At 67.1% G+C, this 26,835-nt stretch carries 28 protein-coding genes and 1 tRNA gene; 8 read left to right on the top strand and 21 right to left on the bottom strand.

What is annotated here, in order from left to right; all coding sequences use genetic code 11:
* Position 1: 1 nt before the first annotated feature.
* Positions 2 to 1,303, bottom strand: a complete 1,302-nt coding sequence (locus tag CFB34_RS14925) for an aspartate aminotransferase family protein (RefSeq protein ID WP_089441854.1) — start codon at positions 1,301 to 1,303, stop codon at positions 2 to 4.
* 77 nt (positions 1,304 to 1,380) lie between these two features.
* Between CFB34_RS14925 and CFB34_RS14920 the strand changes: the two genes are divergently transcribed.
* Both CFB34_RS14920 and CFB34_RS14915 read left to right on the top strand, forming a co-directional pair.
* Complete coding sequence (locus tag CFB34_RS14920) at positions 1,381 to 2,265, top strand: LysR family transcriptional regulator (RefSeq protein WP_179243751.1); 885 nt, start codon at positions 1,381 to 1,383, stop codon at positions 2,263 to 2,265.
* Between the two features lie 106 nt (positions 2,266 to 2,371).
* Positions 2,372 to 3,412 carry a T6SS immunity protein Tli4 family protein gene (locus tag CFB34_RS14915; protein WP_179243750.1) on the top strand — a complete coding sequence of 347 codons (1,041 nt, stop codon included), beginning with the start codon at positions 2,372 to 2,374 and terminating at the stop codon, positions 3,410 to 3,412.
* Positions 3,413 to 3,562: 150 nt separating this feature from the next.
* Here the strand turns inward: CFB34_RS14915 and CFB34_RS14910 are convergent.
* A tRNA-Leu gene (locus tag CFB34_RS14910) sits at positions 3,563 to 3,647 on the bottom strand.
* Between the two features lie 141 nt (positions 3,648 to 3,788).
* Here CFB34_RS14910 and CFB34_RS14905 point away from each other — a divergent pair.
* Positions 3,789 to 5,114: a leucine-rich repeat-containing protein kinase family protein gene (locus CFB34_RS14905; protein ID WP_089441856.1), complete on the top strand. Its 1,326-nt coding sequence runs from the start codon at positions 3,789 to 3,791 to the stop codon at positions 5,112 to 5,114.
* Positions 5,115 to 5,129: 15 nt separating this feature from the next.
* Here CFB34_RS14905 and CFB34_RS14900 read toward each other — a convergent pair whose 3' ends face one another.
* From CFB34_RS14900 to CFB34_RS14865, 8 genes are all read right to left on the bottom strand, one after another.
* Entirely contained in the window at positions 5,130 to 5,759 is a 630-nt protein-coding gene (locus CFB34_RS14900) for a LysE family translocator (protein ID WP_089441857.1), read from the bottom strand.
* Positions 5,760 to 5,858: 99 nt separating this feature from the next.
* A complete protein-coding gene (locus CFB34_RS14895) occupies positions 5,859 to 6,032 on the bottom strand; it encodes a hypothetical protein (protein WP_171026713.1) in 174 nt (57 codons plus the stop codon).
* A gap of 31 nt (positions 6,033 to 6,063) precedes the next feature.
* The gene (locus CFB34_RS14890) at positions 6,064 to 6,510 is read right to left on the bottom strand and encodes a copper chaperone PCu(A)C (protein ID WP_089441858.1); all 447 of its coding nucleotides are present in this window, start codon (positions 6,508 to 6,510) and stop codon (positions 6,064 to 6,066) included.
* A 79-nt stretch (positions 6,511 to 6,589) separates the two neighbouring features.
* Positions 6,590 to 6,955, bottom strand: a complete 366-nt coding sequence (gene copC / locus CFB34_RS14885; protein ID WP_089441859.1) for a copper homeostasis periplasmic binding protein CopC — start codon at positions 6,953 to 6,955, stop codon at positions 6,590 to 6,592.
* Between the two features lie 302 nt (positions 6,956 to 7,257).
* The gene (locus CFB34_RS14880) at positions 7,258 to 7,635 is read right to left on the bottom strand and encodes a DUF2946 domain-containing protein (protein ID WP_089441860.1); all 378 of its coding nucleotides are present in this window, start codon (positions 7,633 to 7,635) and stop codon (positions 7,258 to 7,260) included.
* 92 nt (positions 7,636 to 7,727) lie between these two features.
* Entirely contained in the window at positions 7,728 to 8,222 is a 495-nt protein-coding gene (locus tag CFB34_RS14875; protein ID WP_089441861.1) for an SRPBCC family protein, read from the bottom strand.
* Positions 8,223 to 8,278: 56 nt separating this feature from the next.
* On the bottom strand, positions 8,279 to 8,581 hold the full coding sequence (locus CFB34_RS14870) for a 2Fe-2S iron-sulfur cluster-binding protein (RefSeq protein WP_089426933.1): 303 nt from the start codon (positions 8,579 to 8,581) through the stop codon (positions 8,279 to 8,281).
* Between the two features lie 87 nt (positions 8,582 to 8,668).
* Positions 8,669 to 10,573 carry a sigma-54-dependent Fis family transcriptional regulator gene (locus CFB34_RS14865; RefSeq protein ID WP_089441862.1) on the bottom strand — a complete coding sequence of 635 codons (1,905 nt, stop codon included), beginning with the start codon at positions 10,571 to 10,573 and terminating at the stop codon, positions 8,669 to 8,671.
* Between the two features lie 336 nt (positions 10,574 to 10,909).
* Between CFB34_RS14865 and CFB34_RS14860 the strand changes: the two genes are divergently transcribed.
* Together CFB34_RS14860 and CFB34_RS14855 are read left to right on the top strand one after the other, a co-directional pair.
* Positions 10,910 to 11,185: a DUF2964 domain-containing protein gene (locus CFB34_RS14860; RefSeq protein ID WP_232352775.1), complete on the top strand. Its 276-nt coding sequence runs from the start codon at positions 10,910 to 10,912 to the stop codon at positions 11,183 to 11,185.
* 240 nt (positions 11,186 to 11,425) lie between these two features.
* Positions 11,426 to 11,716: a DUF1488 domain-containing protein gene (locus CFB34_RS14855; protein WP_039366385.1), complete on the top strand. Its 291-nt coding sequence runs from the start codon at positions 11,426 to 11,428 to the stop codon at positions 11,714 to 11,716.
* A 246-nt stretch (positions 11,717 to 11,962) separates the two neighbouring features.
* Here CFB34_RS14855 and CFB34_RS14850 read toward each other — a convergent pair whose 3' ends face one another.
* A complete protein-coding gene (locus tag CFB34_RS14850; RefSeq protein WP_089441863.1) occupies positions 11,963 to 13,264 on the bottom strand; it encodes an NCS2 family permease in 1,302 nt (433 codons plus the stop codon).
* Positions 13,265 to 13,404: 140 nt separating this feature from the next.
* On the opposite strand from CFB34_RS14850, the gene CFB34_RS14845 reads away from it, so the two are divergent.
* Positions 13,405 to 13,548 (top strand): hypothetical protein, encoded by a 144-nt coding sequence (locus CFB34_RS14845; RefSeq protein ID WP_242808652.1) that lies wholly within the window; start codon positions 13,405 to 13,407, stop codon positions 13,546 to 13,548.
* A 504-nt stretch (positions 13,549 to 14,052) separates the two neighbouring features.
* A complete protein-coding gene (locus CFB34_RS14840) occupies positions 14,053 to 14,331 on the top strand; it encodes a hypothetical protein (protein WP_011354312.1) in 279 nt (92 codons plus the stop codon).
* Between the two features lie 160 nt (positions 14,332 to 14,491).
* Here CFB34_RS14840 and CFB34_RS14835 read toward each other — a convergent pair whose 3' ends face one another.
* The 6 genes from CFB34_RS14835 to CFB34_RS14810 form a co-directional block, all read right to left on the bottom strand.
* Complete coding sequence (locus CFB34_RS14835; RefSeq protein WP_089441864.1) at positions 14,492 to 14,866, bottom strand: DUF2917 domain-containing protein; 375 nt, start codon at positions 14,864 to 14,866, stop codon at positions 14,492 to 14,494.
* Positions 14,867 to 15,192: 326 nt separating this feature from the next.
* On the bottom strand, positions 15,193 to 15,582 hold the full coding sequence (locus CFB34_RS14830) for a DUF2917 domain-containing protein (RefSeq protein ID WP_089441865.1): 390 nt from the start codon (positions 15,580 to 15,582) through the stop codon (positions 15,193 to 15,195).
* Between the two features lie 251 nt (positions 15,583 to 15,833).
* Positions 15,834 to 16,121, bottom strand: a complete 288-nt coding sequence (locus CFB34_RS14825) for a hypothetical protein (RefSeq protein ID WP_089441866.1) — start codon at positions 16,119 to 16,121, stop codon at positions 15,834 to 15,836.
* A 78-nt stretch (positions 16,122 to 16,199) separates the two neighbouring features.
* On the bottom strand, positions 16,200 to 17,105 hold the full coding sequence (locus CFB34_RS14820) for a metal-dependent hydrolase (protein WP_089441867.1): 906 nt from the start codon (positions 17,103 to 17,105) through the stop codon (positions 16,200 to 16,202).
* Positions 17,106 to 17,135: 30 nt separating this feature from the next.
* Positions 17,136 to 18,923: an SDR family oxidoreductase gene (locus CFB34_RS14815; protein ID WP_089441868.1), complete on the bottom strand. Its 1,788-nt coding sequence runs from the start codon at positions 18,921 to 18,923 to the stop codon at positions 17,136 to 17,138.
* A gap of 45 nt (positions 18,924 to 18,968) precedes the next feature.
* A complete protein-coding gene (locus CFB34_RS14810; protein WP_089441869.1) occupies positions 18,969 to 19,868 on the bottom strand; it encodes a M24 family metallopeptidase in 900 nt (299 codons plus the stop codon).
* Between the two features lie 501 nt (positions 19,869 to 20,369).
* Between CFB34_RS14810 and CFB34_RS14805 the strand changes: the two genes are divergently transcribed.
* Positions 20,370 to 21,647 carry a haloacid dehalogenase-like hydrolase gene (locus CFB34_RS14805; RefSeq protein WP_089441870.1) on the top strand — a complete coding sequence of 426 codons (1,278 nt, stop codon included), beginning with the start codon at positions 20,370 to 20,372 and terminating at the stop codon, positions 21,645 to 21,647.
* A 427-nt stretch (positions 21,648 to 22,074) separates the two neighbouring features.
* Here the strand turns inward: CFB34_RS14805 and CFB34_RS14800 are convergent, their stop codons facing one another.
* The 4 genes from CFB34_RS14800 to CFB34_RS14785 all read right to left on the bottom strand — a co-directional run bounded on the left by CFB34_RS14800 (position 22,075) and on the right by CFB34_RS14785 (position 26,704).
* The gene (locus CFB34_RS14800) at positions 22,075 to 23,016 is read right to left on the bottom strand and encodes an Abi family protein (protein WP_089441871.1); all 942 of its coding nucleotides are present in this window, start codon (positions 23,014 to 23,016) and stop codon (positions 22,075 to 22,077) included.
* Positions 23,017 to 23,173: 157 nt separating this feature from the next.
* Positions 23,174 to 23,947 (bottom strand): slipin family protein, encoded by a 774-nt coding sequence (locus tag CFB34_RS14795; protein ID WP_089441872.1) that lies wholly within the window; start codon positions 23,945 to 23,947, stop codon positions 23,174 to 23,176.
* Positions 23,944 to 25,548 carry a nodulation protein NfeD gene (locus CFB34_RS14790; protein WP_089441873.1) on the bottom strand — a complete coding sequence of 535 codons (1,605 nt, stop codon included), beginning with the start codon at positions 25,546 to 25,548 and terminating at the stop codon, positions 23,944 to 23,946. The genes CFB34_RS14795 and CFB34_RS14790 overlap by 4 nt, the downstream gene beginning before the upstream one ends.
* A gap of 121 nt (positions 25,549 to 25,669) precedes the next feature.
* Positions 25,670 to 26,704, bottom strand: coding sequence for an AraC family transcriptional regulator (locus CFB34_RS14785; RefSeq protein WP_011354321.1), 1,035 nt, complete (start codon positions 26,702 to 26,704; stop codon positions 25,670 to 25,672).
* Positions 26,705 to 26,835: the final 131 nt, after the last annotated feature.

Genomic DNA, 26,835 nt, shown 5'->3' with positions numbered 1-26,835 from the left:
GTTACAGTGCGCGCCGGATCGCCTGCTCGAGCAACGACACTCCGAGATCGATTTCCGCGTCGCTGACGGTCAGTGGCGGCGCGATCCGGAACACGCCGCCCATGCCCGGCAACTGCACGATGTTCATGCTGAGCCCGAGCTTCATACATTCGCGCGTGATCTTCGCGCCGAGCCCGTCCGCCGGTTCCCTCGTGCGGCGATCCTTGACGATCTCGACGCCGAGCAGCAGCCCGCGCCCGCGCACGTCGCCGATGCAGTCGAAGCGTTCCATCAGGTCGAGCAGGCCGCGCCGGAGCCGGTCGCCCATCACGTTCGCCCGCTCGACGAGCCCGTCGCGCTGCACGACGTCGAGAACGCGCAGGCCGACGGCCGCGGGCAGCGGATCCGACACGTGCGTCGTGTAGAACAGGTAGCCGAGTTCGTGTGCGCGTTCCTCGGTTGCCGCGGACGTCACCATCGCCGCGAGCGGCAGCCCGGCGCCGAGCGTCTTCGACAGCGTCAGGATGTCGGGCGTCACGCCGTCGCGCTGGCACGCGAACATCGTGCCGGTGCGGCCGACGCCCGTTTGCGCCTCGTCGAGGATCAGCATCATCCCGCGTTCCTCGCACTTGCGCTTGAGCGCCGCCATATAGCCTTCCGGCAGTTCGATGATCCCGCCCGAGCTGAGGATCGGTTCGGCGATGAACGCCGCGAGGTTGCCGCTCGACTGACGATCGATCAGGTCGAACGCGTAGTCGAGTTCGGCCAGGTAGTCGTAGGCGCCGTTGCGCTCGAAGCGCGGCCGGTACGTGAACGGCGCCGGAATCGCGAACGAGCCGACGGCGGCCGGCCCGACGCCCTTGCGGCCGGCGCTGTAGGTGGCCGACGCGGCCGCGCCGGTCATCCCGTGCCACGACTGCGCGAAGCCGACGATCTCGTACTTGCCGGTGACGAGCTTCGCCATCCGGATCGCCGCTTCGTTCGATTCCGCGCCGGTGCTGAGCAACAGCGCGCGATCGAGCCCGGCGGGCGTGACGTCGGCGAGGCGCGTCGCGAGGTCGACGACCGGCCGCGACAGCATCCCGCTGAACAGGTGGTCGAGCTTGCCGGCGTATTCGCCGATCACGGACACGATCTCCGGATGGCTGTGGCCGAGCACCGCGCTCATCTGCCCCGACGTGAAATCGAGGATCGCGCGACCGTCCGCGTCGTACACGAAGCTGCCTTGCGCGCGCTCGATGATCATCGGCTCGAACGTGCCGCCGTAGCGGACCAGGTGCTGCCTGGCATTGCGCCAGAAGGTCGGGTCGTCGTTCAGGGACATCGGGTGTCTCCAGGAAAGGGGCAGGGGGCGCTTGCAGTCTAGGCGCGCGTCTGGTTTGATGGAAACGAATAGTTCTAATGCAAGGTAGAAAAGGAGCTAATACCTTGGCGCTTTCGCTCGAAATCGACCTGCTGCGCTCGTTCGTCGTGATCGCCGAGGTGCGTGCGCTCAGCCGCGCGGCCGCGCGCGTCGGCCGGACCCAGTCCGCGCTCAGCCAGCAGATGAAGCGGCTCGAGGAGGCCGTCGACCAGCCGCTGTTCCAGCGCACCGGGCGCGGCGTGGTGCTGACCCATCCGGGCGAGCGGCTGCTGGTGCACGCGCAGCGCATCCTGCGGCTGCACGACGAGGCGATGGCCGACCTGTGCGGCACGGGGTTGTCGGGGACGATCCGCTTCGGCTGCCCGGACGATTACGCGGCAGTCTGGCTGCCGTCGCTGCTGCGGCAGTTTTCGAGCCAGCATCCGCAGGCGATCGTCGAGGTCGTGTGCGGGCCGACGCCGCGGCTCATCGAGCAGCTGGAGAAACGCGCGGTCGATCTGGCGATGATTTCATTGCCGGACGACGGTGCGAACGGCGACATCATTCGCCGCGAGCAACTGGTCTGGATCGGCTATCCGGGGCTGGAGCCCGCGCATTTCGATCCGTTGCCGCTGGCGCTGTCCGATCGCGACACGCTCGATCACCTCGCGGCCTGCGAGGCGCTGGGTCGTGCGGGCCGCGATTACCGCGTCGCGTATGCGAGCAGCAGTCTCGCGGGGCTGATCGCGCTCGTGCGTTCCGGGCAGGCGTTCGCGGTGATGACGCAGACGGCGGTGCCGGCGGATCTGGCGATCGTCACCGGCGATCCGCGCCTGCCGCCGTTGCCGGCGGTGGGCATTGCGCTGAAGTTCGATCGCAAGCGGCCGTCGCATTTGACGGCGGCGTTTGCGGAGCATATCCGGCTCACGCTGCCGCTGTTGTGATGCGCGCGGCCGCCGCGATGATGCATTGATCGACGGTTGTCGATGCCCGTGTCTGTGCGTTGCTCTACAGTATCGTGCAAATCACAATCGACGCACCGGAACCAACATGCTGACACGAGTGGGACGATTTCTGTTTTTGGCGGCGAGCATCTATGCCTGCTCGATCGCGTTCGCCGAGGAGTTGACGGTCGCCAATCCCGTGTTGTCCAACCTGCGTCCGTGGTGCGTCGGCCGCTTCGTGTTCGACCGCCCGGCGGCAAGCGTCATCACGAATGAGCGGTACGAGTTTCAAGGCGAGAAACTGGAGACGCAATACAACGTAACGCGTGCTATCTATCAAGCCAAGGTTGACGGGTTGGAAAGGGAGTATCGCACCAGGCGCCGCTTTGATCCTGCAAACCCGAACGATAGCGCAGGGCCTGCTTGGCTCGAGAAGACGCTTTCTCCGACAAGCACTTCAAGAGTTTTTGTCTATCAAGAAGGGATTGCAAAGGCTGCCAAACTACCTTTCGATACTGAAGGGTATATCTACGAAAATAAAACGCTATTTCATACAACCGGCAGTATCGGGTCGGCGGCAATTGATCGGGCAGAAGAGATCTACAACGGCATCTATCGCCGCATCAAGGCACGTGATAACTGGTCGGTGCCGACCGAATCGGGATTCTGCTTTGACGGCGGGATTGCCACGGGCTCGTCGACTTCTACAGAGGAAGTGTCTCAGTCGTTTGCGCTGATGCCGGGTCGTCCGGCGCTGCTGGTGATCCAGATGCGTGATGCGGTGGACGTGGATCAGAAATCATCGCTGACCAAGACGTTGCCCGAACTGAGGTCACAACTTAACCGGCTGTCGAACGGAAGCTACCGCATCGTGCGGAACGGCAAGCGCACCGTCGCGGGAATGGACGCCGAAGAAGTGCTGTTCGAACTGAACGAAGGCGACATCACTTCGTATCGCTTCTACCTGCTCGCACCCGGCGATCCGGCCACGCTGGCGAAACCCCATACCGCCATTCAGTTGATACTCGGCGCAAGGACGGCCGATCTGTCGCGGGATGAAGCAACGTCGCCCGTGGATGAAGCTGGCGCGCTGCAAGTGTGGGAGGCGTTCCTGAACAGTCTTCGACTGAGGCCGGGCGCCGTCTGATCGACAGGGATGGATGCGACGGCCCGACGTTGTCCAGGCACTTTTGCCGGCGACGACCTGCCGTGGCCGACCATCAAAAAACAAAAAACCCGCGAAGCGTCGTGCTGTCGCGGGTTTCCGGAATGACGGTGCATGCGGAGAAACCGCATTTGGTGCCGACGGCGAGACTCGAACTCGCACAGCTTTCGCCACTACCCCCTCAAGATAGCGTGTCTACCAATTTCACCACGTCGGCACTGCAAGGGGCGCAATTCTAGCGCGACGTTGCGCGTTTGTGAAGGGGGTGTGACAAGATCGGTGAATGCACGCAGGCGATCCCGGTAGAATTCGGGCGATCGACCCGACGATCGTCGCAACCGCCACCCGTTTTCCCCGCGTGACACACACCCTCGAACAACTGCAGGCCGGCCAGCTCGCCGGCGCACGGCAACTCAAGCTCGCATGCGGGTTGACGGAATTCCCGCGCGCGATCTTCGATCTCGCCGACACGCTCGAAGTGCTCGACCTCACCGGCAATGCGCTGTCCGCACTGCCGGACGACCTGCCGCGGCTGCACCGCCTGCGCATCCTGTTCGCGTCCGGCAACCGCTTCACCGCGCTCCCCGACGTGCTCGGCGCGTGCGGGCAGCTCGACATGATCGGCTTCAAGACGAACCGGATTCAAACGGTGCAGAGCGGGTCGCTGCCGCGCGCGCTGCGCTGGCTGATCCTCACCGACAACGCCATCGACGAACTGCCGGCCGATATCGGCGATTGCTCGCGGCTGCAGAAGCTGATGCTCGCCGGCAACCGGCTGCGTGCGCTGCCGGCGGAAATGGCCGCATGCCGCGCGCTCGAACTGGTGCGGCTGTCCGCGAACCAACTGCACGCACTGCCCGACTGGCTGCTGCGCCTGCCACGCCTCGCATGGCTCGCCGCCGCAGGCAACCCGTTCGGCGCCGCGCCGGAAGCCGCGGCGTCGGCCGAGCCCGAGGTCGCGAACGTCGACTGGGCATCGCTGGCCTGCGAGCAGAAGCTGGGCGAGGGCGCGTCGGGCGTCATTTACCGCGCGCAATGGCGCGCGGACGGGCATCCGCCACGGGCGGTCGCGGTCAAGCTGTTCAAGGGCGCGGTGACGAGCGACGGCCTGCCCGATTGCGAAATGGCCGCGTGCCTGCACGCCGGCCGCCATCCGGGCATGATCCCGGTGATCGGCAAGGTGAGCGGGCATCCGGACGGCACGCACGGCCTCGTGATGGAACTGGTCGATCCCGCGCTCACGAACCTCGCCGGGCCGCCGAGCTTCGCGACCTGCACGCGCGACGTGTATGCGGCCGATGCGAAATTCACGCCGGTGGAGGCGGTGCGGATCGCGCATGGCATCGCGTCGGTGGCGGGCCATCTGCATGCCCGCGGCATCATGCATGGCGACCTGTACGCGCACAACATCCTGCACGATGGCGAAGGCGGCGCGCTGCTCGGGGATTTCGGCGCGGCATCGCTCTACGATGCGAACGATTGCACCCGTGCTGCAGCGTTCGAACGGATCGAGGTACGGGCGTTCGGCCATCTGCTCGGCGAGTTGCTCGAACGATGCGAGCCGCGCACGTGGGCCAGTCGAAACGCGCTCGATGCGCTCGCAGTGGCCTGCCTGAATGAAGACGTCGATGCGCGGCCGTCGTTCGGCGAGATCGCGGCCGAGCTGGCCGCACACACGCGCTGACGGGCGCGCGTCGGCTTAAGCCTGCCGCGCAGTCAGCAGCCTGATCCCGAGCCCGACGAACAGCAGCCCGCTGGCGCGCTTGAGCGCGCGCACCGCGCGGCTCATGCCGAAGCCGCGATGGAATCGGCGCACGCCGGCCGAATAGACGCTGTGAACGATCACCACCGTGCATGCGATCGTCGCGTACATCACGACGAACTGCAGCGCGAGCGGGCGCTCGTGCACGATGAACTGCGGCATGAATGCCGACAGGAAGATCATCGTCTTCGGATTGCTGCCCGATACGAACAGTGCTTCGCGGAACAGTTTCCCGCGGTCGGGCGCGGCGATCTCTTCTGCCCCGGTCGTAGCGGCGGCCTTGCGGTCGCCGCGCAGTTGCCGGACACCCAGGAACATCAGGTACGCGGCGCCGACCACCTTCATCGCGACGAACAGCGGCGGCATCGCGGCCAGCACCGCGCCGACGCCGAGCGCGACGAGTACCACGACCACCCCTTGCGCGACGAGGTTGCCCGCGATCGTCGCGGCCGTGCCGTGCGTGCCGTAGCGCACCGTGTTGCGGATGACGAGCAGCACGTTCGGCCCCGGCGACAGCGTCGTGGCGAGATAGGCTGCGGCAAACAGCATCCAGGTCTGAATGGACATGCGGCGCTCCGAGAGGCGGTTCCGGCGGTCGGGATGAAGCGATGATGCCACGCCAATAATGGGCGCAGGCTCGTGCCGGAACCGCGCCGTCGCGGCGCGTCAGCTTGCGTCGCGCATGCAGTACGCCGGGATCGACGGCGGCGTATCGATCGCGGCGGGCCGCGTCATCCACGCGATCCACCCGGCCCATAACCCGCAGGCGATCATCACGGCGACGTTCAGCGGCGTCCGGTAGCGGACGATCAGGTCGGCCAGCGGCAGGCGATGTTTCATGTGCATCTCCTTCGATCGGGGGCGGCGGACGTTACTGGCCGGCGTAGGTCGGCGCCTTGGCGTCGCAGGTCACGGACACCGTCGATCCGTCCGCGAAATGCAGCCGGAACGGTACCTTCGCGCCGGGCGCGACGGCCTGGCGCGGTTGCTCCAGCATCACGTGATAGCTCTTCGGCTTGAAGCTCACCGTGCCGTGCGCGGGCACTTCGACGGCGTCGACATGGACCATCTTCGCGGTGCTGCCGCTCGTCTGCGTTTCATGCAGCATTGCCATGCCGTACGCCGGCGAGTCGAGGCCGGTCAGCGTGACGGGCGCGTCGCCGTCGTTCTTCAGCGTGAAGTAGCCGGACGACGGCACGGTTGCCGGCATCGCGCGGATCCAGCAATTTTCTGCCTGCACGGCCGGCGCGGCGAACGTGGCGGGGGCTTGCAGCACCAGCAGTGCGAACAGCAGGCTGGTCGGAATCGAGCGCTTCATGATTGGTTCTCCTGATGGGTAGATGCAGCGGATAGGGGGTGACGCGGCCGGCGCGGATCGTCGATGCGTATCGCGGACCTCATTTCAGCGTGAACGCGTAGTGGCCTTGCGTGCGATGGCCGTCGCTGGCCACCGCGATCCATGCGACCGTGTACGTGCCGGCCGTCAGGTGGGTCAGCGCGACCTGCATGCGTTTCCGGTTGTGTGCATCGACGGACGATTTCCCGTCGACGACCGATTGCCCATGGCTGTCGGTGACGGCGATCGAGCTGAATGCGGGTTCGAGCGCTTCGCTGAAGCCGATCGTGACCGCGTGCGGCGCGCTCGAAAGCGTGGCGTTGGCAGCCGGTTCCTGAGTTTTCGGGAGCGCGTGGGCGTGGGCAGCCTGGATGGCGACGAAGCCAAGGGCGGCAAGCGCGCCGCGAACGAAAGAGGAGGTTTTCATGGTCGAGTGTGCGAGTGGCGAATCGGATGGAGCAACACGGATTCGACGGACGGATGCACGCGTACCTTCGCAGCAGCACCGAGGGCAGCTGGCGTCAGCGCGAACGTGCGCGGCCGGACGTTCGCCCTCGAGCGAATGTCGGCGCGGCAGTACGAACCGGAAGCAGCCAACCGCACGCACGGCACGACGCCGAGCGCAATACGGTGACACATGATCGTCCTTCGAAACGTGACGGGTCGCACACGCCGGCGGCGTGCGCGGGCCACGCGATGCCTTAGGGCATCACGGGCATTGACGACGAATCAGGACGAGAACGGCGGGGCGCGCGGTTGCGCGGCCGTGAGCGGCAGCGCGCGGCGCAGGCTGTCGAAGCGGGTCGCTTCGCGATGCTGAATGACGTGCACGTTGGCCGCGAACGTCAGTTCGGGCGCGGGCAGTGCGGGTTCGTGAGCAAGCAGGCTGCAATAGCCGCATGCCTGGAGGTGGGCCGTCAGGCTCTTCTGCGCCGCATCGGCGGCGCGCTCGCCGGTGGCCGGCGCGGCCGTGCAGTAGCCGGCCAGCAGCGTATCGACGCGCTGCTGCGTCGTCAGTGCCTGCGAGATCGTCGGCGCGAGCGCCGTCATCAGGATGGCGAGCATCCCGATCAGACTGCCGATCTTCCGGAGGCGACGACTCAGCATGCGATGCGCGGTGACGTACAGGCGACGATGGAGCGGATTATGCCACGCACGTCGATGCGCATGTCGGCACGGACCTGCGGCGTGGCGGCGCGCTACGCGTGCTTCGCCAGGTATTTCGTGATCAGTGTCATCTGCGCGGCCCAGCCCTGGTCGTTCATCTCGCGCGCCTTCGCGCGGCGCGCTTCGATCAACTGGTCGAAGCCCGTTTCGGTGACGGTGAGCAGCGTGCCGCCGGCCTGTGCGGCGAGCGTGAACGTGACGAGCGTCATCGGCTCGGTCGAGTAATCGAAGGTCGGGTCGATCGCGAACGGATGCCAGCGAAACGAGAACAGTTGTTTCGGCTCGACGCGGTCGACGACGATTTCGAACACAGTGCCCGCGTAGGGCTCTTGCGCCTTGGCGACGTCGTCGTCGACGCGGGTCGGCGTGATGCGGCCGAACAGCGGCTGGCCGGCCGCGAACGGGCCGTCGAACGTGACGCCGAACCACTGGCCGAATTCGCCGGAATTGCTGACGGCTTCCCACACGCGGTCGGGCGATGCGTTGAGCTGGGCCTGTTTTTCGATGCGATCGGTTTGCTGGGTCATGACGTTCTCCACTCAGGATCAACCGTTGCAGGACGGCACGCGCGAGCGCGCCTCGGCTAGTCGAGCATGACCGCGTCGGGCACGTCGAGCACGAGGTCCGACGTCGCGACGGCCACGCACGGCAGCGTATAGCCGTCGGCCTTTTCCTCGCGGCTCAGCCCCGGCCATTCGATCGTGTAGCGTACGCTGCCGCTGACGATCCGGCAAAGGCAGCTTCGGCACGTGCCGTTGCGGCACGAACGCGGCAGCGACACGTGCGCGAACGCGGCGGCTTCGAGCAGCGTTAGTGAATCGGGCGCATCGAAGGTCGCGCCGAGCGGCTCGATGCGCACGAGGGGCAGGTGTTCCGGGTCGGTCATGGCGGAGGCAGGGCGGGCGGCGGTTCGGCGGCAACGCGCCAAGCATACCCGAACGTGCCGGCGGCCGGCGTCGGCCGGCCGCTGGCGTCAATGCCGGCGCAGGTGCCGGTACACGGTATTGCGGGCGAGACCGAGCTCGCGCGCGGCCGCCGATACGTTGCCGCCATGTCGCGCGAGCACGGCGTCGATCACCGCGGCCTGGTGGCTTTGCAGCGTCGTGCCTTCGCGCGTGCCGGCCGACGCGGCCGGCGCTGCGGTGGCGGGCGCTGCCGGTGCGTCGTCGCAATCGAGCCAGAAATCGTCGGGCAAATGGGCGAGCGTGATTTCCGCTTCGTCTTCGGCGAGCATGCCGGCCGTACGCAGCACGTTGGTCATCTGGCGCAGGTTGCCGGGCCAGCGGTGGCGCGTGAACGCGTCGAGCACGTCGGCCGCGATGCGGCGCGGCATCGGTTCGCTGCGCGCGAGCCGCGCGAGAATCCGCTCGACGAGCGCGGGCAGGTCGGTGCGTGCGGCAAGCGCCGGCAGCGTGACCGCGAGCCCGTTGATCCGGTAGAACAGGTCTTCGCGGAACGTGCCTTCCGCGATCATCGCGCGCAGGTCGCGGTGCGTCGCGCAGACCACGCGCACGTCGACCGGCACCGCGCGCGCGCCGCCGAGCGGCATCACCGCGCGTTCCTGCAGCACGCGCATCAGCCTGACCTGCTGCGCGAGCGGCATGTCGCCGATTTCGTCGAGAAACAGCGTGCCGCCGTCGGCCTGCACGATCTTGCCGGGGCTGCCGCGCTTGCGTGCGCCGGTGAATGCGCCGTCTTCGTAACCGAACAGCTCGGCCTCGATCAGCGAATCGGGCAGCGCCGCGCAGTTGACCGCGACGAACGGGCCGTCCGCGCGCGGCGATGCGTGGTGCAGCGCACGGGCGAGCCATTCCTTGCCGGTGCCGGTCTGGCCGAGGATCAGCAGCGGCAGGTCGCGCCCGCGGATCCTCGCGACGCGTTCGAGCACGGCGGCCATGCGTGCGTCGCCGGTGTCGAGCGTCGCGAACGTGATCGTGTCGGGGTCGGGTGTGCGCGCCCGTGCGGCGGGCGCGGGCGGCGTGACGGCGACGGTGGTCTTGTGCGCTTCCGCGAATTCGCAGCGCGCCAGCACGCGGACGCCGGTCGACAGCGTGAGGCGGAACATCACGCCCGGCGCGCGCGCTGCCTGCTGCGCGAGCTGGCCGAAGCGCATGCCGAACAGCGCGTCGCTGGCCTGATGCTGCAGTGCGTCGAACGATGCGCCGAGCTGGAATTGTGCGCTGCGGTTCGCGGCGATCAGCCCACCGTCGGGGCCGAAGGCGACGAGCCCGGCGAACAGCGAATCGACGCATTCCTCGTGTGCATGAAAGCGCAGCCGCAACGCTTCCGCGCACTGGTTCGCGAACAGGTGGTTCTCGATCAGTTGCGCGGACATCCGCACGAGCGCGAGCGTATGCGGGCTCGAGCCGCGCGGGTCGCCGCTGACGTCGAGCGTGCCGAGCGTGCGGCCGAACGGGTCGAAGATCGGCGCGCACGAGCAGGTGAGGATGTGGTTGGCGCGCAGGAAGTGTTCGGACCCATGCACGGCGACGGCCTGGCCCGATGCGAGCGCGGTGCCGATCGCGTTGGTGCCGCGCGCGCCTTCCGCCCACGACACGCCCGTACACAGTGCGACGCGGTTGGCTTTCTCGATGAAGTCCGCGTCGCCGATGCTGTGCAGGATCACGCCGTCGGCGTCGGTCAGCAGCACGAGGCTTTGCGTGTCGGCGATCTGCGCGTGGAGGTTCTCCATCACCGGGCGCGCGTGCGAGAACAGTGCGTGATTCGTGTCGAGCAGTTCACGCAGCGCGAGGCGCGACAGCGGCGAGAAATCCGGGCGTTCGTGCGCGCGCAGGCCGACCGCGGTCGAACGCGCATGCGCCTGCGCGAGCAGGTCGGTGCGACCCGCGGTGGCGGGCAGCACGAAGGGTTGCGGCATGACTTGTCTCCTGTCGACAGCAGTTAGCGCTTTAGCGCTTACTGCTGTCCCATGCTTCGCGGTCGACCTGAGTTAGCGCTTCAGCGCTTGCTCTGGTCCCATGCTCCGCGGTCGAGCCCGGTGAGCATTTCGACACTCACTCAGGCCCCATGCGCCTCGAAATCGGCCGATCCGGTACACGCATGCGCACTGAAATCTTCTACGGATTCCCGCCTCCGCGTGCGGCGCACCATCGGTGTGCGAACGGCAACCATCCGGGTACGCATCATCATACAAGCGCCGCGTACGAAGCGCGACCGCGAACAAAATCCCCTTGCTTTTAAATGCCCGCCTGCAATGATGGAAATGGAGCACGCACGCGCCGTGTTCCGCAATGCAACATGCATGCGACGCGACATGCATCCGTTCGGGAGACGCATCATGGTTCGGACGGAACTGAGAGTCGTGCTGGCGGCCATCGCCACCTTCATCATGCTGGGCGGCATCGCCGTGGCGATCCACGGGCTGCTGTTCGATCTGACCGATGCGGTGCGATACGGGGCGGCCGCGATCGCGGTGGGCGCCACGACGGCGGCCATCGCGCTCAACGTGTGGCCGAACGATCCTCACTGACGCCGGTTTCCGAAACGGTGCCGGATGCCGCGCTGATCTGATGAAATGCGCGTCGGAACGACGCACACCGGAAAATTTGTCTCTTGCGCGAAACCGTCTAAAGTGGAAAGCAACCGGCATGCATCGTTCGCGCCTATCTCCGCGGGCGGTGCCTCCGCCGGCGAGCCCGCGTACGTTTCGTCCGGCCGGTAGCGGACGATGGACGCGGTCATTCGTTTTCTACCGGTCGAGGCGGCTCCCATGCAGATCCATTTCACGAACGAGAAGCCCGAGTATTCGGGGCGCGACCTGATGCTTGCGTTCACGGCGTTGGTCAATGGCGAGCGCGTCCAATGTCAGATCACCGCCGAGGCGCTGGAAGATCACTTCGGCGCGGCGTCGCCGCGCTTCGAGGACATGGTCGGCGCATTCGACCAGCATCGCGACCGTATCGAGGCGGCTGCACGGCGCCTGCTGTCGGAGACACGCGCGCAGTGCGTGACGCTGCGCAGCGGCTACGTCCGCTTCTACGAGGCCAACTGGCGCGGATGACACGACGTTCGTCTTGCGGCGCGCGTCGCTGAGCGCTGCGCACGCGAAGACGCTGCCTTTCACGCAATGCCGTTCGGCGGAGCCGGGCGGCATTTTCGTATGCGGGCCGCACCGGATTGCCCGAGCGTCGGACTGGCCGTGTGTGTCGATTCTTCAGGATCGCAGAAGAATCATGCGAAAACGGAAACGCCACCCGAAGGTGGCGTTTTTTCATCGTGCATCATGCCGCGCGCCGAAGCGCCGCCGTCATTCGCTGCCGAGATAGAAGAAGCGGAACAGGAACACGGCTGCGATGAGCCACACGATCGGCTTGACCGAGCGGGCCTGGCCCGTCAGCAGCTTGAGGCCGCCGTACGCGATGAAGCCGAATGCCACGCCGTTCGCGATCGAGTACGTGAACGGCATCAGCAGTGCGGTCAGCGCGGCCGGCACGGCTTCCGTCGCATCGTCCCACGGCACCTCGACCATCTCGCGCAGCATCAGGCACGACACGTACAGCAGCGCCGGCGCCGTCGCGTACGCCGGCACGACGCCGGCGAGCGGTGCGATGAACAGGCACGCGAGGAACAGCACCGCGACGGTGATGGCCGTCACGCCCGTGCGGCCGCCGGCCTGCACGCCCGACGCGCTTTCGATATACGCGGTGGTCGACGACGTGCCGAGCACCGAGCCCGCGACGATCGCCGTGCTGTCGGCCAGCAGCGCCTTGTTCAGGCGGTTCATCTTGCCTTCGACGAGCAGGCCCGCGCGGTTCGCGACGCCCATCAGCGTGCCCGTCGCGTCGAACAGCTCGACGAGGAAGAACACCAGGATCACGTTGATGATGCCGGTCGACAGCGCGGCGCCGATGTCGAGCTTGAACAGCGTTGCGTCGATCGACGGCGGCGCGGAGAACACGCCGTGGAACTGGTTGTCGCCGAAGAAGAACGACAGGACCGTGACGCCGATGATGCCGATCAGGATCGCGCCGCGCACGCGCAGGTGGTCGAGCGTGACGATCGTGAAGAAGCCGACGATCGCGAGGATCGTGTCGTGCTTGTGCAGGTCGCCCAGCGTGACGAGCGTGGCCGGGTTGCCGACGATCACGCCCGACGTTTTGAGCGAGATGATGCCGAGGAACAGGCCGATGCCCGCGGTGATCGAGATCCGCAGCGATTTCGGAATGCCGTTGACGATCGCCTCGCGTACGCGGAACAGCGTGACGAGCAGGAACAGGCAGCCGGAGACGAACACCGCGCCGAGCGCGGCCTGCCACGTGAAGCCCATTCCCTTCACGACCGTGTACGCGAAATACGCGTTCAGGCCCATGCCGGGCGCGCACGCGATCGGGTAGTTCGCGTACAGCCCCATGATGAGCGACGCCAGCGCCGCGACGAGGCAGGTCGCGACGAATACGGATTCCTTCGGCATGCCGGCGTCGCCGAGGATCGCGGGGTTGACGAAGATGATGTAGGCCATCGTCAGGAACGTGGTGACGCCCGCGAGTATTTCGGTGCGGAAGTCGGTGCCGGCTTCAGCGAAGCCGAAATACCGCTTGATGGATTCCATGAAGGCGTTTCTCCGGTCGGTTGTCGTGTTGCTTGTTGTGCCGAATTGTTGTAAAGGCAGCGCGGCCGGCGTACTGTAACCAGCCACTATTGCCCGGCTATCGGCGGATTGTAATAGCGCGGATAGCTCGGACGATATAGTTGGAGGGCACGATCGAAAGATCGATCGGCTGCCTGCGCGCGAACGGTCTGGCAGCCCGGCCGCGCGATGAAGGCGCGCATTTTACCGGTTCGGGCGGAACGGGCCGGAAGAAATGGCTGAAACGGGAGGAGATGCGCGAATGACGCCGACCGATGCATGCGCAACGGCGTGCAGGACGGCACGCGCGGCGTATCAGCCGGCTTGGGTGCGGGATGATGACATCCGACCGAAACGGAGCGCCCGCATGCTGCACGAACGCGGGGCAGGCAGCGCGTGCGCGCGAACGCCCGTGCGCGGCCGGTGCGGATGTTCGGCAGCGGCGCGCAGCGGCCATTCGTCAGTCCAGGCGGGTGCAGATATCGGGCTATCGTGCGCCGAAGCCGTCCCGCCCGCAACTGTCATTTCGTGATGCGGGGGCGACTGTGGTTTCTGTGTAAAAGATTGCAAGACCCCATCGCATAAACCGGCAAGTCTTTCTAGGATAGATACACCGCGCATGCACACGCCGGCCGGAAATTGCCGACGCGGGGGAGTCGCAGTCCGTGCAGGCCAGGCGGTGAAGTGTGGTCAAGGCCGTTGCGCGTTCGGGCAGGCGCGGCCGGTTGCGATTGCCCGATGCGGGTTCGTCCGTAATCACGGAGGTCAGCATGTTGAACTGGATCAGCCGTTGGGCGATGCGACACGCCCCCACGCCGGAAAAAACCGCTGCGTCGATGCTCGTGACGGCGCGCATGGAACTGTTCGCTGCCGAACAGCGCGTCATCGACGCGAAATTACAAGCGGATTACTGGCGCACACGTGTGTCATTCCTGGAAGAGGTGCAGAAGCAGGGCATCGATCCGTGGGTGACCTCGCAGGCAGCGCAACGTCCCGACCTCGAGTCCACTCCCCGGAGCACGGGCCCGCGTCTCGCCGCCAGCACCTGATGCACCTGCTGCATCCCGTCGCTGCGCACGGCGCGCGATCGCTCGCGGCACGCACCGGCGTGCCGCGTCATTCGATGCGCACCTGCGGCGCGTTACGCCGCAGGTGCGTCCGTTTCCGGTCGCGGCCGTTCCGCGTCTCGCGTGTCTGACGGCGCGTCACTCATCCGCTCGTTCTCCCTGCCCCGAAGAGCAAACGTTGCACGTGCGCGAGCATGCGCCTGAAGCGCTCGCCGCGCCGCACGTATGCAGTCGTGAGCGTTGCTTCGGCCGACCGGTCGGCATCGGTGCCGAGCCAGATGCGCTCGCCACGTGCGATGCGCAGCACGTCGCCGGGCTGCACCCAGTAGTCGTCGACGCACGGCGGGCGCGTGACCCACAGCGCCGCGCCATGCGCGCGGAGCTCCGCGTCCCGCGGCGCACGCCACGTCAGCGTCTTGCGCGGCGCGACCGGGAAACGGATCACGACAGTCGGTAACGCGATCGTGCCGGCGCGGCACCGATCGGGACGGTCAAACAGCGGGCTTGCCTGGTCCATCGTCTTCTCCATTCAGTGAGCCGGACGGATGACGCGCACCAGAACAAAAAGGCCTCATCCGTTTCCGGTGAGGCCTTGTGTGACATGCGGTACTGCTCGACTGCTAACGCACACGCGCCTCCCGTGAACCATTCTTTCGAATGTTCATCGATCGATGAATCACGGCGGCGATGGGCATGTACGTAGGCATGCGAACGAGTTTGTCTGCGTGGAACGGCGTTGTCAACGATAATTTCCGGGATAGGCGAGCGCGATGCATCGACGTGCGTGCCAGGCATCGCGTGACGCCGCTGCGTACCCGTGGCGCGTGCGTAGCGGCGCTTTCGTCATGTACGACTTCGGCGTCGACTTCGACATCGCTCGCGCAGCAAGCTGCGCATTCGCGCGAGCGCATGCGCCAGCCACGCGCTACGTGTCATCGCGTATGCGGTCGTGATCGATGCTTCGGCCGGACGGTCGTCGTCGGTGCTCATCCAGATGCGATCGCCGCGCCGCACGCGCAGCACGTCGCCGGTTCGTATCCAGTAATCGTCGATGCTGCCGAGCCGCGTGACCCACAGCGTCGCGTCGTGCACGCGGATCTCGGCGTCGTCTTTCGCGCGCCATGTCAGCGTCTTGCGCGGCGCGACCGTGAACTGCATCACGACCCGCGGCAATGCGATCGCATCGGTGCGGCACCGATCGGGGCAGACAACCAGCCGGCTTGCTTGGTCCATCGTCATCTCCATCCGTTGAGCCGGGCGGGATGACGCGCACCAAAACAAAAAGGCCTCATCCGTTTCCGGCGAGGCCTTGTGACATGCGCAACTGAATCTCGATGCTAACGCACAAGCGCCTCCGGTGATCGCCACGTATGGGCGTTCACTCGGTTTTTATGCGCGATGGCGGCGGGCTTGAGCATAGGCATGCGAACGAGTGTGTCGTGGCAGCGCAGCAATGTCAACGGAAATTTCGAGATACGTGGCGGTCACGCGTCGCGTTGCGCGAGCCCGTTCACGAGCAGTTCCGACAGCAGGCCCGTCATCCCTTCCGGGTGCGTGGCCGCGCGCGCCTTCAGCTGTTCGACGAGTTCGGCGTTGAGCTTGCAGGCGAACGGCACGAGGCCCTGTTCCTGGTCGAGCTTGCGCTGCGCGCGGCGGTCGAGCTTGGCTGCGTCGTCGGCACCCTTGCCGAAACGCGCGGAGCTGGATTGCTTCAGCGCGTGCGTCAGCTTGAGCGCCTTGTTCTTTTCGAGATCGGTTTTCTTCATGGCCATCGCGGCACCTCCGGGAAATGAAGCCGCGATTGTACGCATTTCGGCGGGCGCCGCCCGCCGAACCGGCAGGAAACCCGCTCAGGCGCCCTTCGCCGTGCCCCAGTTGCCGCCGTGCGCGGCCGCCTGTGCGGCCGGCGAGCGGGCGAGGTAGGCGAGCGCCTGTTCGGTCGAGCCTTCGTGGTGCGGCGTATAGCCCGGCTTGAAATAGCGCAGCGCCGCGCCGATCACCTTCCAGAACGACGGCAGGTGCCCGCGCCGCGAGCCTTGCCACCACGCGAGCACGAAACCCGGGTAGCGGCCGGCGGCCGGGTCGCGCCGGTACATGAACTTCGCACCCGTCGTGATGTAGTAGAGCAGCAGCAGGATCACGAACGCCATGTGCACGCAGCGCTCCGGATAGGTGCCGCCCAGGTGCCGGTAGATGTCGAACGCGACGGTGCGGTGCTCGACTTCCTCCGCACCGTGCCAGCGCAGCAGGTCGACCATCGTCGGGTCGGCCTTGCCTTCGTCGAGCCCGTGCGCGTTGAGCACCCAGTTGCCGAGATAGCCGAAGAAATGCTCGAGCGACGCGATCACCGCGAGCTGCTGGCGCAGCCAGAACCGCGTGCGGCCGATCTTCAGCCCGAGCGGCTGTTCGCCGAGCACGCGCGTGAAGAGACGATTGAGCTTCTGCGTGAACGGCTTCGTGTCGATCCCGTGCCGGTCGTAGTAGTGCTTGAGCACGCCGCCATGCGAACGCGAATGCACGGCTTCCTGCCGCAGGAAACCTTCGGCCTCGTCGCGCAGGCGCGCATCGGTGATCAGCGGCAACGCCTTGTTGTACACGCGGCAGAACCACAGCTCGCCTTCCGGGAACAGCAGGTTCAGCGTGTTGATGATGTGCGTGCTGCCCGGGTCGTTCGGCACCCAGGTAATCGGCGTGTCGCTGAAGTCGAACTTCACGTGCCGGGCCTTGATCTTGTGATAGTCGACGGTATCGGTCATCTATGTCTCCCTGTGCGGCGCGATGCGCCGTCAATGCGATGCCATGCTGACGCGGGCGATCATCCGGCCGAGCCACGGCATGAAGCGGCCGACGAAGCGCATCGCGTGCGCCTCGCCGCCGACCGCGACGACGGGGCGGTTGCGCAGCACGCCGTCGACCATCGCCTGCGCGACGGTTTCGGGTTTCAGGCCGCGCATCTGGTACAGCTTCGTCGCGCGCTTGCGCAGCCGCGCTTCGTCCTGCGCATTGGCGCCCGCGTATTGCGTCGACGCCATGATTCCCGTTTCCGCGAAACCGGGGCACACGGCCGTCACGCCGATGCCTTGTTCCGCGAGTTCCGCGCGCATGCATTCGCTGAGCATCAGCACGGCGGCCTTCGTCGTCGCATACGCGGGCAGGTCGCGCGACGGCCCGAACGCGGCGGCCGACGCGGTGTTGACGATGTGCCCGCCGGTGCCGCGCGCGGCCATCTGCTGCGCGAACAGCCGCGAGCCGTGGATCACGCCCCACAGGTTCACGTGCAGGATGCGCTCCCAGTGCCGCGTGCTCGTGTCGAGGATGCCGCCGGCCATGCCGATGCCCGCGTTGTTGATCACGACGTCCGCGCCGCCGAGTTCGCTGCCGACCCACGTCGCCAGCGCTTCCATTTCATCGGCGGACCCGACGTCGACGCGCTTCGCGTGCGCGTGCGCACCGGTGAGCCCGATCAGCAGCGCGGTGCGTTCGGCGCTCGCGAGATCGATGTCGCACGCGACGACCGTCGCGCCTTCGCGGGCGAATGCGAGCGCCGCGCAGCGGCCGATGCCGCTGCCCGCGCCGGTCACCACCGCGACCTTGCCGCTGAAGCGGCCGCTCGTGGCGCGGCGGCGCGCGTTCGCGAGCGCGGGCGGTTCGTTGCCCGATTCGACGGCGTCGATCAGTTGCCCGGCGAGTTCCGCGAAGCGCGTCGGATCGGCAAGCGGCAGCCAGTGGCCGGCCGCGACTTCACGACGGTAGTACTGCGGCACCCAGCGCGACAGATTCTCGGACAGCGCCGGGCTCACGTATTTGTCGCCGAGCGGCACGATCGTCTGCACCGGCGCATGCGCGTAGCGTTCGCGCGGCGCGAACAGGCAGCGGATGAAGTTCGCACGGTAGAGGCGTACGCCGCGCGCGCCGTCGTCGGCCTGCGTCGGGCGCGGCCTGGCGGGTGTTTTCTCGAGCCGGCGCAGCAGGCGCGGCCATGCGCGGCCGAGCCACAGCCGCCAGCCGAGCTCGGGGATGAACGGCAGGTGGAACAGGTACACGTACCACGACCGCACGAGCTGGCCGCCGAGCTTGTCGAGCGACGCGGGTGTCGGGCGCAGCACGCGTTCGCGCAGCCAGAAGCCGACGTGGTCGAGGCACGGCCCCGAGCACGACGTGTACGACGCGATGCGGCCGGCGAGGCGCGGATCGGTGACGAATTCCCAACCCTGGATCGAGCCCCAGTCGTGCGCGACCAGATGCACCGCGCGGCCGGGGCAGAGCGTGTCGATCACCGCGACGAAGTCGTCGGTCAGCTTCGCGAGGTGGTAGTCGGCCGTGCGCTTCGGCACGCCGGACAGCCCCGCGCCGCGCACGTCGTACGCGATCACGTAGTGCTTGCGCGCGAGCAGCGGCGCGACGTGCTGCCAGACGCTGCTGTCGTCGGGATAGCCGTGCACGAGCACGACCGGCGAGCGGGCCGGGTCGCCCCAGGTCTTGACCGCGAGCGTCAGGTCGCCGGAGGCGACCGCCGTTTCGCTATGAACCGATTCGAACAGGGCCAGCGGCGCTTCGTCGGAAAGAGGCTGCATCGTGAGTCCGTCGTTCAGGGAGTCGTGAGGAAGGGCGCGTTCGGGTCAGGCAGCGGCCGGCACGGTCGCGACGGCCTGCATCCGCTCGGCCTGGCGGCGCTGCCAGCGGCGCACGTGCGGCAGGTCTTCATCGAGCCAGTACGCGTCGTCTTCGGTGATGACGAGCAGCTCTTCGAATTTCGCGCCGACGCCGGCGAAGCCGAGGTGCGGCTCGACGGCCCACAGGCCCGGCACCGGCGCATGCTCGGAGCGGCGGTCGATCGACCACAGCGGCGACCAACCCTGCTGTTTCGCCGCGCGGCCCTGGTCGAGCAGCAGGTTGCGCGTCGCGTTCAGCCCGAAGCGTGCGACGAAGCGCGGCTTCGACAGCTTGTGGATCTTCGCGACGCGATGCGCGAGCACCTTGAACGGATAGGCCTTGTGGCGCGGCTCGACGCCCTGGCGGCGGCACAGCGCGTCGACTTCCTGTGCGACCTCGGCCATTGAGCGGCGCGCCTTCACGAGCCGCACGATCATGTCGCGGTGGTCGATCAGGTCGTCCTGCAGCTGTTCGAGGATCGGGTTGCGGCCGAGACAGTGCGCGTAGCCGACGTCGGCCACGATGCCGTCGAGCACCGGCGCGACGTCGAGGATCACCGGCATGTCGGTCTCGAGCTGCCGGTTGCTCGGGAAGAACGCGAGATTGAAGCCGCCCATGTGCTTGAGGCCCGAGAAGCCCTCGAACGCGGTGCGGTCGCCGAACCACGCGAACGGCTTGTGCAGCCAGTCGTGCACGCCGTTGTCCTGCAGCCATTCGGTCAGCAGGCGCGCCGCTTCCTTTTCGGTGATGCCGGGGTAGAGCATCGCGCCGACGGTTTCGACGCAGCGGTATGCCAGCTGCTGAACCGCGCGGAATTGCGGCAGCTCGTCGAGGTGGACTTCCGGCAGCGGGGGGTGGTCGGCCATGATCTGTCTCCGGTGGGGGCGCTGATCCGGAATGCGCCCGCCGGCGTCACCGTCGCGGGTTATTCAGTCAGCATTTAATGTGTCATTGATCGATGTAATGATCATAGACGGTTCCGGGGCGCGCGCCAGCCTCCGAGGGTGAGGATTTGTCCTAATGAAGGGCCGAAGTGGAGTGGAAACTCTAGATTTCCGGAAGTTGGGCCGGACGGCCCCCTGCGCAGCCGTCCGGGTCGGGACACTGACCGGGATCGTCACGCGCCGTCTTCCGGCGCCGGCCCGGATGGCCGCGTGCGCGGCCGCCTTGCGCGCGACATGTCGCGCCGGATCAACTCTCCGTCGTGTCGCGACGTGACGCTGTCAAATTGCCGAAATAATTTCGTCACATCATTCGCCCCCGGTTCGGAGCCGTCCCGGCTTCGCCGCGCCGATCAGCGGCTGGTGCGCGGTGAGCCGCGCGGGATAGCGACTGAAACCGATTCGACATTTCCAGGGAGAGAGACCATGCAACGCCGCCAGTTCATGAATACCCTTGCCGCGGCGACCGCCGCGACATCGCTGATGCTCAAGGCCGGCACGGCCGGCGCGAAGAGCGCAGCCGTGCCGGATGCGCTGGACCCGGGCCGCTGGTCGCCGTTCAACGCCGCGCGCCTGCAGGCGGTGCTCGACCAGCATGGCGTCGCGAGCGCGCACTACGACGACAAGCGCCGCCCGTACGCGGTGTTCGACTGGGACAACACGTGCATCATGAACGACTGCGAAGAGGCGCTGCTGATGTACCAGATCAACCATCTGCAGTACAAACTGACGCCAGCCGAATTCGTCGACGTGATGTGGAAGGACGTGCCGAAGGGCGCCTTCATGAAGGACTACGCGACGGTGGACGGCAAGCCGGTGACGATGGAAGACCTCGCGGCCGACGTCGAATCCGACTATCGCTGGCTCTACGCGAACTACCAGGGATTCGGCGGCGACAAGAGCCTCGACGAGATTCGCGAGACCGATCAGTTCAAGGATTTCCGCGCGAAGCTGTACTTCATGTACGACGCGATCTGCGACACGCATCCGCTCGAGATCGGCTACAAGTGGATCATCTATTTCTACAAGAACATGACGACCGCCGAGCTGCAGGCGATGGCGGAAGCGTCGAACAACTACGGCATCGGCGATGCGTTGCGCAAGGTCCGTTACGAAAGCCCGAAGACGCTGCCGGGCAAGGCCGGCGTGGTGGCCGACACGCATTTCCACGGCATTCGCATTCACGAGGAAATCCGCGCGGTGATGCATACGCTGCGCGCCAACGGCATCGACGTGTACGTCAGCACGGCATCGCTCGACGATGTCGTGCGTGTGTTCGCCGGCAATCCGAACTATGGCTACGGCGTGCCGCCCGGGAACGTGATCGGCTTGCGTCTCGACATGCGGGACGGCAAGTACACGAGCACGTATCCCGCCGGCTGGCATTTCAACTGGGGGCCCGGCAAGACGGTGGGCATCCGCAACGTCCTTGCGTCGAAGAAGGGTTATGGTCCGCTGCTGGTGTTCGGCGACAGCGACGGCGACGCGTGGATGCTGCGCGACTTCAAGGACACCGCGGCCGGCGTGATCGTCAACCGGATGAAGAAGGGCGAGATCGGCGCGGACAGCAAACTCGCGGCCGAACAGATCGGCAAGTCGGACGCGCGCTTCCTGCTGCAGGGCCGCGACGAGCACACGGGCCTGATGATTCCGGACGAGAAGTCGATCAAGTACGGCAAGACCGAGCGCAAGCTGCTGGCTTGACGTGCGCCGGGCGCTGGACGCTGGGGTGTTGCGCCCAGCGGTCCAGCGGAATCGACAGCCGCGCCGCGCGGGCCGGAAACGAGCGTCTCAGCGCTCGCGCGGCGAGCCCAACCGCTCCAGCAACGCCCCCAGCAGATCGACCGGCAGCGGGAACAGCAGTTCGCCTTCCGGGCGAGAGGCAGGGATCGGCGCGGCGTGCGTGCACGGTCGACCGCGGGGGGCGGGTCGCTGAATCCGGGAACGGGTTGGAACTGGAAGCAGGCCTGGAAATAAAAAAGGACGCTTGCGCGTCCTTTTGCCGTCTGAAGTGTTGCGCATCGTCGAGAGGCGTCCCCAGCGTTTTCATCGACGATGCTAGCGAAGTATCGACGGGATGTCAAAAGGTCTCGCGCCGAAAACGGTGCAGCGCGTTGCATCCGCCCGGAACTCACTGCCACGCCGGCGTCGAATCCCAATCGGTCGTGACGCCGAGATGTGTCGCCGGATCCACGTGCGCACACCCCGTCAACGTTGCTCGCAAGGCTTCGCGCCATTCGCCGCCATGACCGAGCGGGTCGAGCAGGGCCTTCATCATCGTCGCGCGGGCGTAGAACGTCTCGGGGCGGGTCATTTCCGGGGCATATCGGACAAGACTTCGCCCGGCTGGCTTGGCGGGGGGCGATACCGTCAGCTTCATTCCCCAAAGCCGAGCGTGGTGAGCGCACGCATTGCGCAAGTCGGTGAGCGATTGCAGCCAGCTGGTGAGCACCGTATCCGGGATGTCCGGCCACACGTGGCGCCCGGCGACCTTCCGGTCGTGAGTCGAGAGCGCGCTGAAGATCCGGGACAACGCGCCCAGGCTCAACCGCTCACAGACCAGCCAGATCGGCGGCAGGTCGGGACTGGCGTAGGTTCGATAGTAGTGAGTCAGTGCCGAGCCTTTCCGCGTTTCGCATTCCCGGGCGATCTGGTCCAGAATGCGCGCGTAGTGGCGCAGGTCGGCGAAACGGTCCCGCTCGACATACCAGTGGCTGCCGTAGTCGATTGCGAGGGGATTGCTCAGTGCAGCGCGCAACGCAACCTCGATGCGCTCGATCGCGTCCATCGTGACCGAGCGCAGACGTCGATCGAAGGCGTAGAGTTCAACGACGTCGGAGAAACGGGTTCGAGGCCAGAACCGCTTGGTGGCGGGGTTCTGAAACCGGCGCATGTAGACCAGCAGCCGGAAATGGCCGATCGACCGAAGCATTCGCAAATTCGCGGGACGATCGTCGATGCGCAGGCCGCGCTGCCACAGTCGATGCAGTGTTTCCTCGGCACTGAGGGCCACCTTGGCATAGGCCCTGGTTGGCGTCGCCGATACCGTCTTCCTTGTCCGAGTCTTGCCCATCGTTGATCCGTACTGCCATGCATGCGGATCTCGTTGTATACGCCATCGGAGCGGGAGCTGCCATCTTCCATACCATTTGGCAGATGAGGTTGCGCCGGTCGCTGTCGACGCCTGTCGTCCCTCGCCCAGCGGGTCCTGGCGTATCCGAATGTCTGCCTCAACCCTCCCGCTTCCCCCCCAACCGCTCCAGCAACGCCCCCAGCAGATCGACCGGCAGCGGAAACACGATCGTCGAGTTCTTGTCCGCCGCGATCGTCGTCAGCGTCTGCAGGTAGCGCAGCTGCATCGCCTGCGGCTGCAGCGCGAGCCGTTGCGCGGCCTGCAGCAGCTTCTCCGACGCCTGCAATTCACCTTCCGCATGAATCACCTTCGCGCGCCGCTCGCGCTCGGCCTCGGCCTGCCGCGCGATCGCGCGGATCATCGTCTCGTTCAGGTCCACGTGCTTGATCTCGACCGTCGACACCTTGATCCCCCATGCATCGGTCTGCGCGTCGAGCGTCTTCTGGATGTCGGCGTTCAATTGCTCGCGCTCGGCAAGCAGCGCGTCGAGTTCGTGCTTGCCGAGCACCGCGCGCAGCGTCGTCTGCGCGAGCTGGCTCGTCGCCTCGAAGAAGCGCGCCACCTGGATCACGGCCTTCTCCGGATCGACCACGCGGAAATACACGACCGCATTGACCTTCACCGACACGTTGTCGCGCGTGATCACGTCCTGCGCGGGCACGTCGAACACGACGGTGCGCAGGTCGATCCGCACGACCTGCTGGACGATCGGGATGATCAGCACGAGCCCCGGGCCCTTCACCTTCCAGAACCGGCCGAGCATGAACACCACGCCGCGCTCGTACTCGCGGAAGATGCGGATCGACGACGCGATGAGCACCACGACGAAGACGATCAGGAGGCTGCTGAAGCCGAACGTGAAACCGATCATGAAGGTTCTCCCTGGTGTTGTTCTCGATGGGGTTGCTGCCCCGGCACGTCGTAGAGCGGGGCGACCGTGAGCAGCAGCCCGTGGCGGCCGGTGACGCGCACGCGGCAGCCCGCGGCAAGCGGCGCACTGCTGGCCACGCGCCAGCGCTCGCCGCGCACGCGCGCCCAGCCGGCAGCGGACGGCGCAGTGCCGGCCGCACCGTGCGGCTGGTCGGCCTGCAGGCCGTCGTCGAGCACCTCGCCGATGCTGCCGACCATCGCCTCGGCGCCCGTCACGACCGGGCGGCGGCGCGCGCGCAGCGCGACGCTCGATACGCCCGCGACGAGCAGCCCGCCGCCGAGCGCGAGGCTCGCGATCACGGGCCACGGAATCCCGTAGCCGGGCACGTCGGTGTCGATCAGCATCAGCGCGCCGATCGTGAACGATACGATCCCGCCGAACCCGAGCACGCCGAAGGTCGGCAGGAACGCCTCGGCGACCAGGCAGCCGAGACCGAGCAGCACGAGGCCGAGGCCCGCATAGCTGATCGGCAGCAACTGCATCGCGAACAGCCCGACCAGCAGGCAGATCGTGCCGGCGACGCCCGGCAGCACGAAGCCGGGGTTCGCGAACTCGAAGAACAGGCCGTAGATGCCGATCGTCAGCAGGATCAGCGCGACGTTCGGGTCGGCGATGATCGCCAGGAAGCGGCTGCGCCAGTCGGGCTCGACCACGACGAGCGGCGCATGCGCGGTCGCGAGCCGCACCGTGCCGGCGGTGGTCGCCGCGGTGTGGCCGTCGAGCTGGCGGGAGAGATCGACGGGATCCTGTGCGATCAGGTCGACCACATGCTGCGCGCGCGCCTCGCTCGCCGACAGGCTCACGGCCTCGCGCACCGCGCGCTCGGCCCATTCGGCATTGCGCCCGCGCAGTTGCGCGAGGCCGCGGATATACGCGGAGGCGTCCTGCATCGCCTTGCGGATCTCGGTCGATTGGGTATCGGTCGGCAGCGCGGCTGGCGAAGCGGCCGCATCCGACGCCCCCGACGCCCCCGACGCCCCCGACGCGCCCGACGCCCCCGAGGTGCCGGCCGGCATCCGCGGTGTCGCAGGATTCCCGCCCGGCGGCGCGGCGCCGCCGATGCCGAACTGCACGGGCGACGCCGCGCCGAGATTGGTGCCGGGCGCCATCGCCGCGAAGTGGCTCGCATAGACGATGTAGGTGCCCGCGCTCGCGGCCCGCGCGCCGCCCGGTGCGACGAACGCGGCGACCGGCACCGGCGAGCCGAGGATGGCCTTGATGATCTGCCGCATCGACGTGTCGAGGCCGCCGGGCGTGTCGAGCTGCAAAATCGCGAGCGGCGCGTGCTGGCGGGCCGCACGCTCGAGCGTGCGCACGATGAAATCGGCGCTGGCCGGGCCGATCGCGCCGTTGATCGGGATCACGACGACGGGGCGGGCGGCGGCGGGGGCCTCGGCGGGCGGCGGCGCGGCGACCGCGGCGCACACGACGAGCAGCGCCGCGAACAGCGCGGCGCGCGCGACCCGCGCGGACAGCGGGTGACGAGGGTGGCCGCCGGGCGCGGCAGGCGCCGGCGACGGCCCGTGACGATGAAAGTGCATCGCGGCGTCCGGGCGGCGCGCGGCCGCGTGCCGTCCGGCTGGCGGAAAGGGCCTGGGCCCGATGCTTAAAGATTAGGCGGTTTCCGCATAAAGCGCGAAGCGCCGGCCGCGCCGGCCGGCTTCAGCTCGCGCCGCCGCCTCGCGCGAGCACTTCGTCGCGATAGTCGGCCGGGCTGCGCCCGCTCCATTTGCGGAACGCGCGGTAGAACGCGCTCGGTTCCGCGAAACCGGTGGCCGCCGCGACGTCGGCGATCGTGCGCGCGGGGTCGGCCAGGGCCTCGAACGCGAGATCGCGCCGCAGCGTGTCCTTGATCGACTGGTACGCGTGGCCTTCCTGGTGCAGCTTGCGGCGCAGCGTGGCCTCGGCCACGTGCAGCCGCGCGGCCATCCCGCCCGCACCCGGCCAGGCGGCGGGCGGCATCCCGCGCAGCACCGCGCGCACGCGCTGCGCGAGCGCGTTCGGGTTGCGGTACTTGACGATGAAGCTCGCCGGCGCGTTGCGCAGGAACGTCTTCAGCGTCTTCGCGTTCTGCACGACCGGCAACGTTGCGAATTCGGGATCGAAATCGACATACGAATCGGGCTCGTTGAAGCGCATGTCGTCACAGAACATCGACGGGTATTCGTGGTCGGCGGGCGGCGTGTCGCAGCGGAAGCTCGCATGCAGCAGCGGGATGCGCCGCCCGATCAGCCAGCAGGTGAGCCCGTACACGATGATGAAATAGGTCGCATACGTGAACATCGCGGGCGTCGCGCCGTTGTTGCGGTGCACGAAGCGCAGCCGCACGCGCTGCGGATTCGCGTCGAGCTCCGCGTGCAGATCGTCGAGCACGCAGTGCATGAAATTCACCGCGCGCGCCATCGCGTGCAGGCCGTCGCGCGCGGACAGCGCCGCCTGGCTCATCGCGATGAAGCTGCCGCTGCGCATCGGGTGGCGGTCCTGCCCGAAAAACTCGTCGTCGAGCGTGCGCGCGATCGCGTTCCACAGCGCGCCGTATTGCTGCGCGGACACCCGTGCGCGCGGCTGCCCGAGCAGCGCGGGCGCGATGCCGGCCTGCGCGAGCAGCGGCTCGGCCGCGACGCCGCGCCGGGTCGCGAGCGCGACGCTGTAAGCGACGAGACTGATAGCGACGGTTCCCTTGTCTTCCTGCTTCATCCGTGCCGCCGGTGTGGCAAAAACGCTCAGTGTAAATGAGCGACGCGAGCATCGAACAGTCGCGCCTGCTTGCCTACACTTGTTGCATCGAAACGCAAGGACGGTCGCGCCCGGCGGCCGCGGGAGACAGC

Origin of the sequence: Burkholderia sp. HI4860, assembly GCF_002223045.2 — a bacterium.
Classification (GTDB): Bacteria; Pseudomonadota; Gammaproteobacteria; order Burkholderiales; family Burkholderiaceae; genus Burkholderia.
The sequence above is the reverse complement of the archived record's forward strand: the minus strand, read 5'-3'. Positions and strand labels throughout refer to the sequence as shown.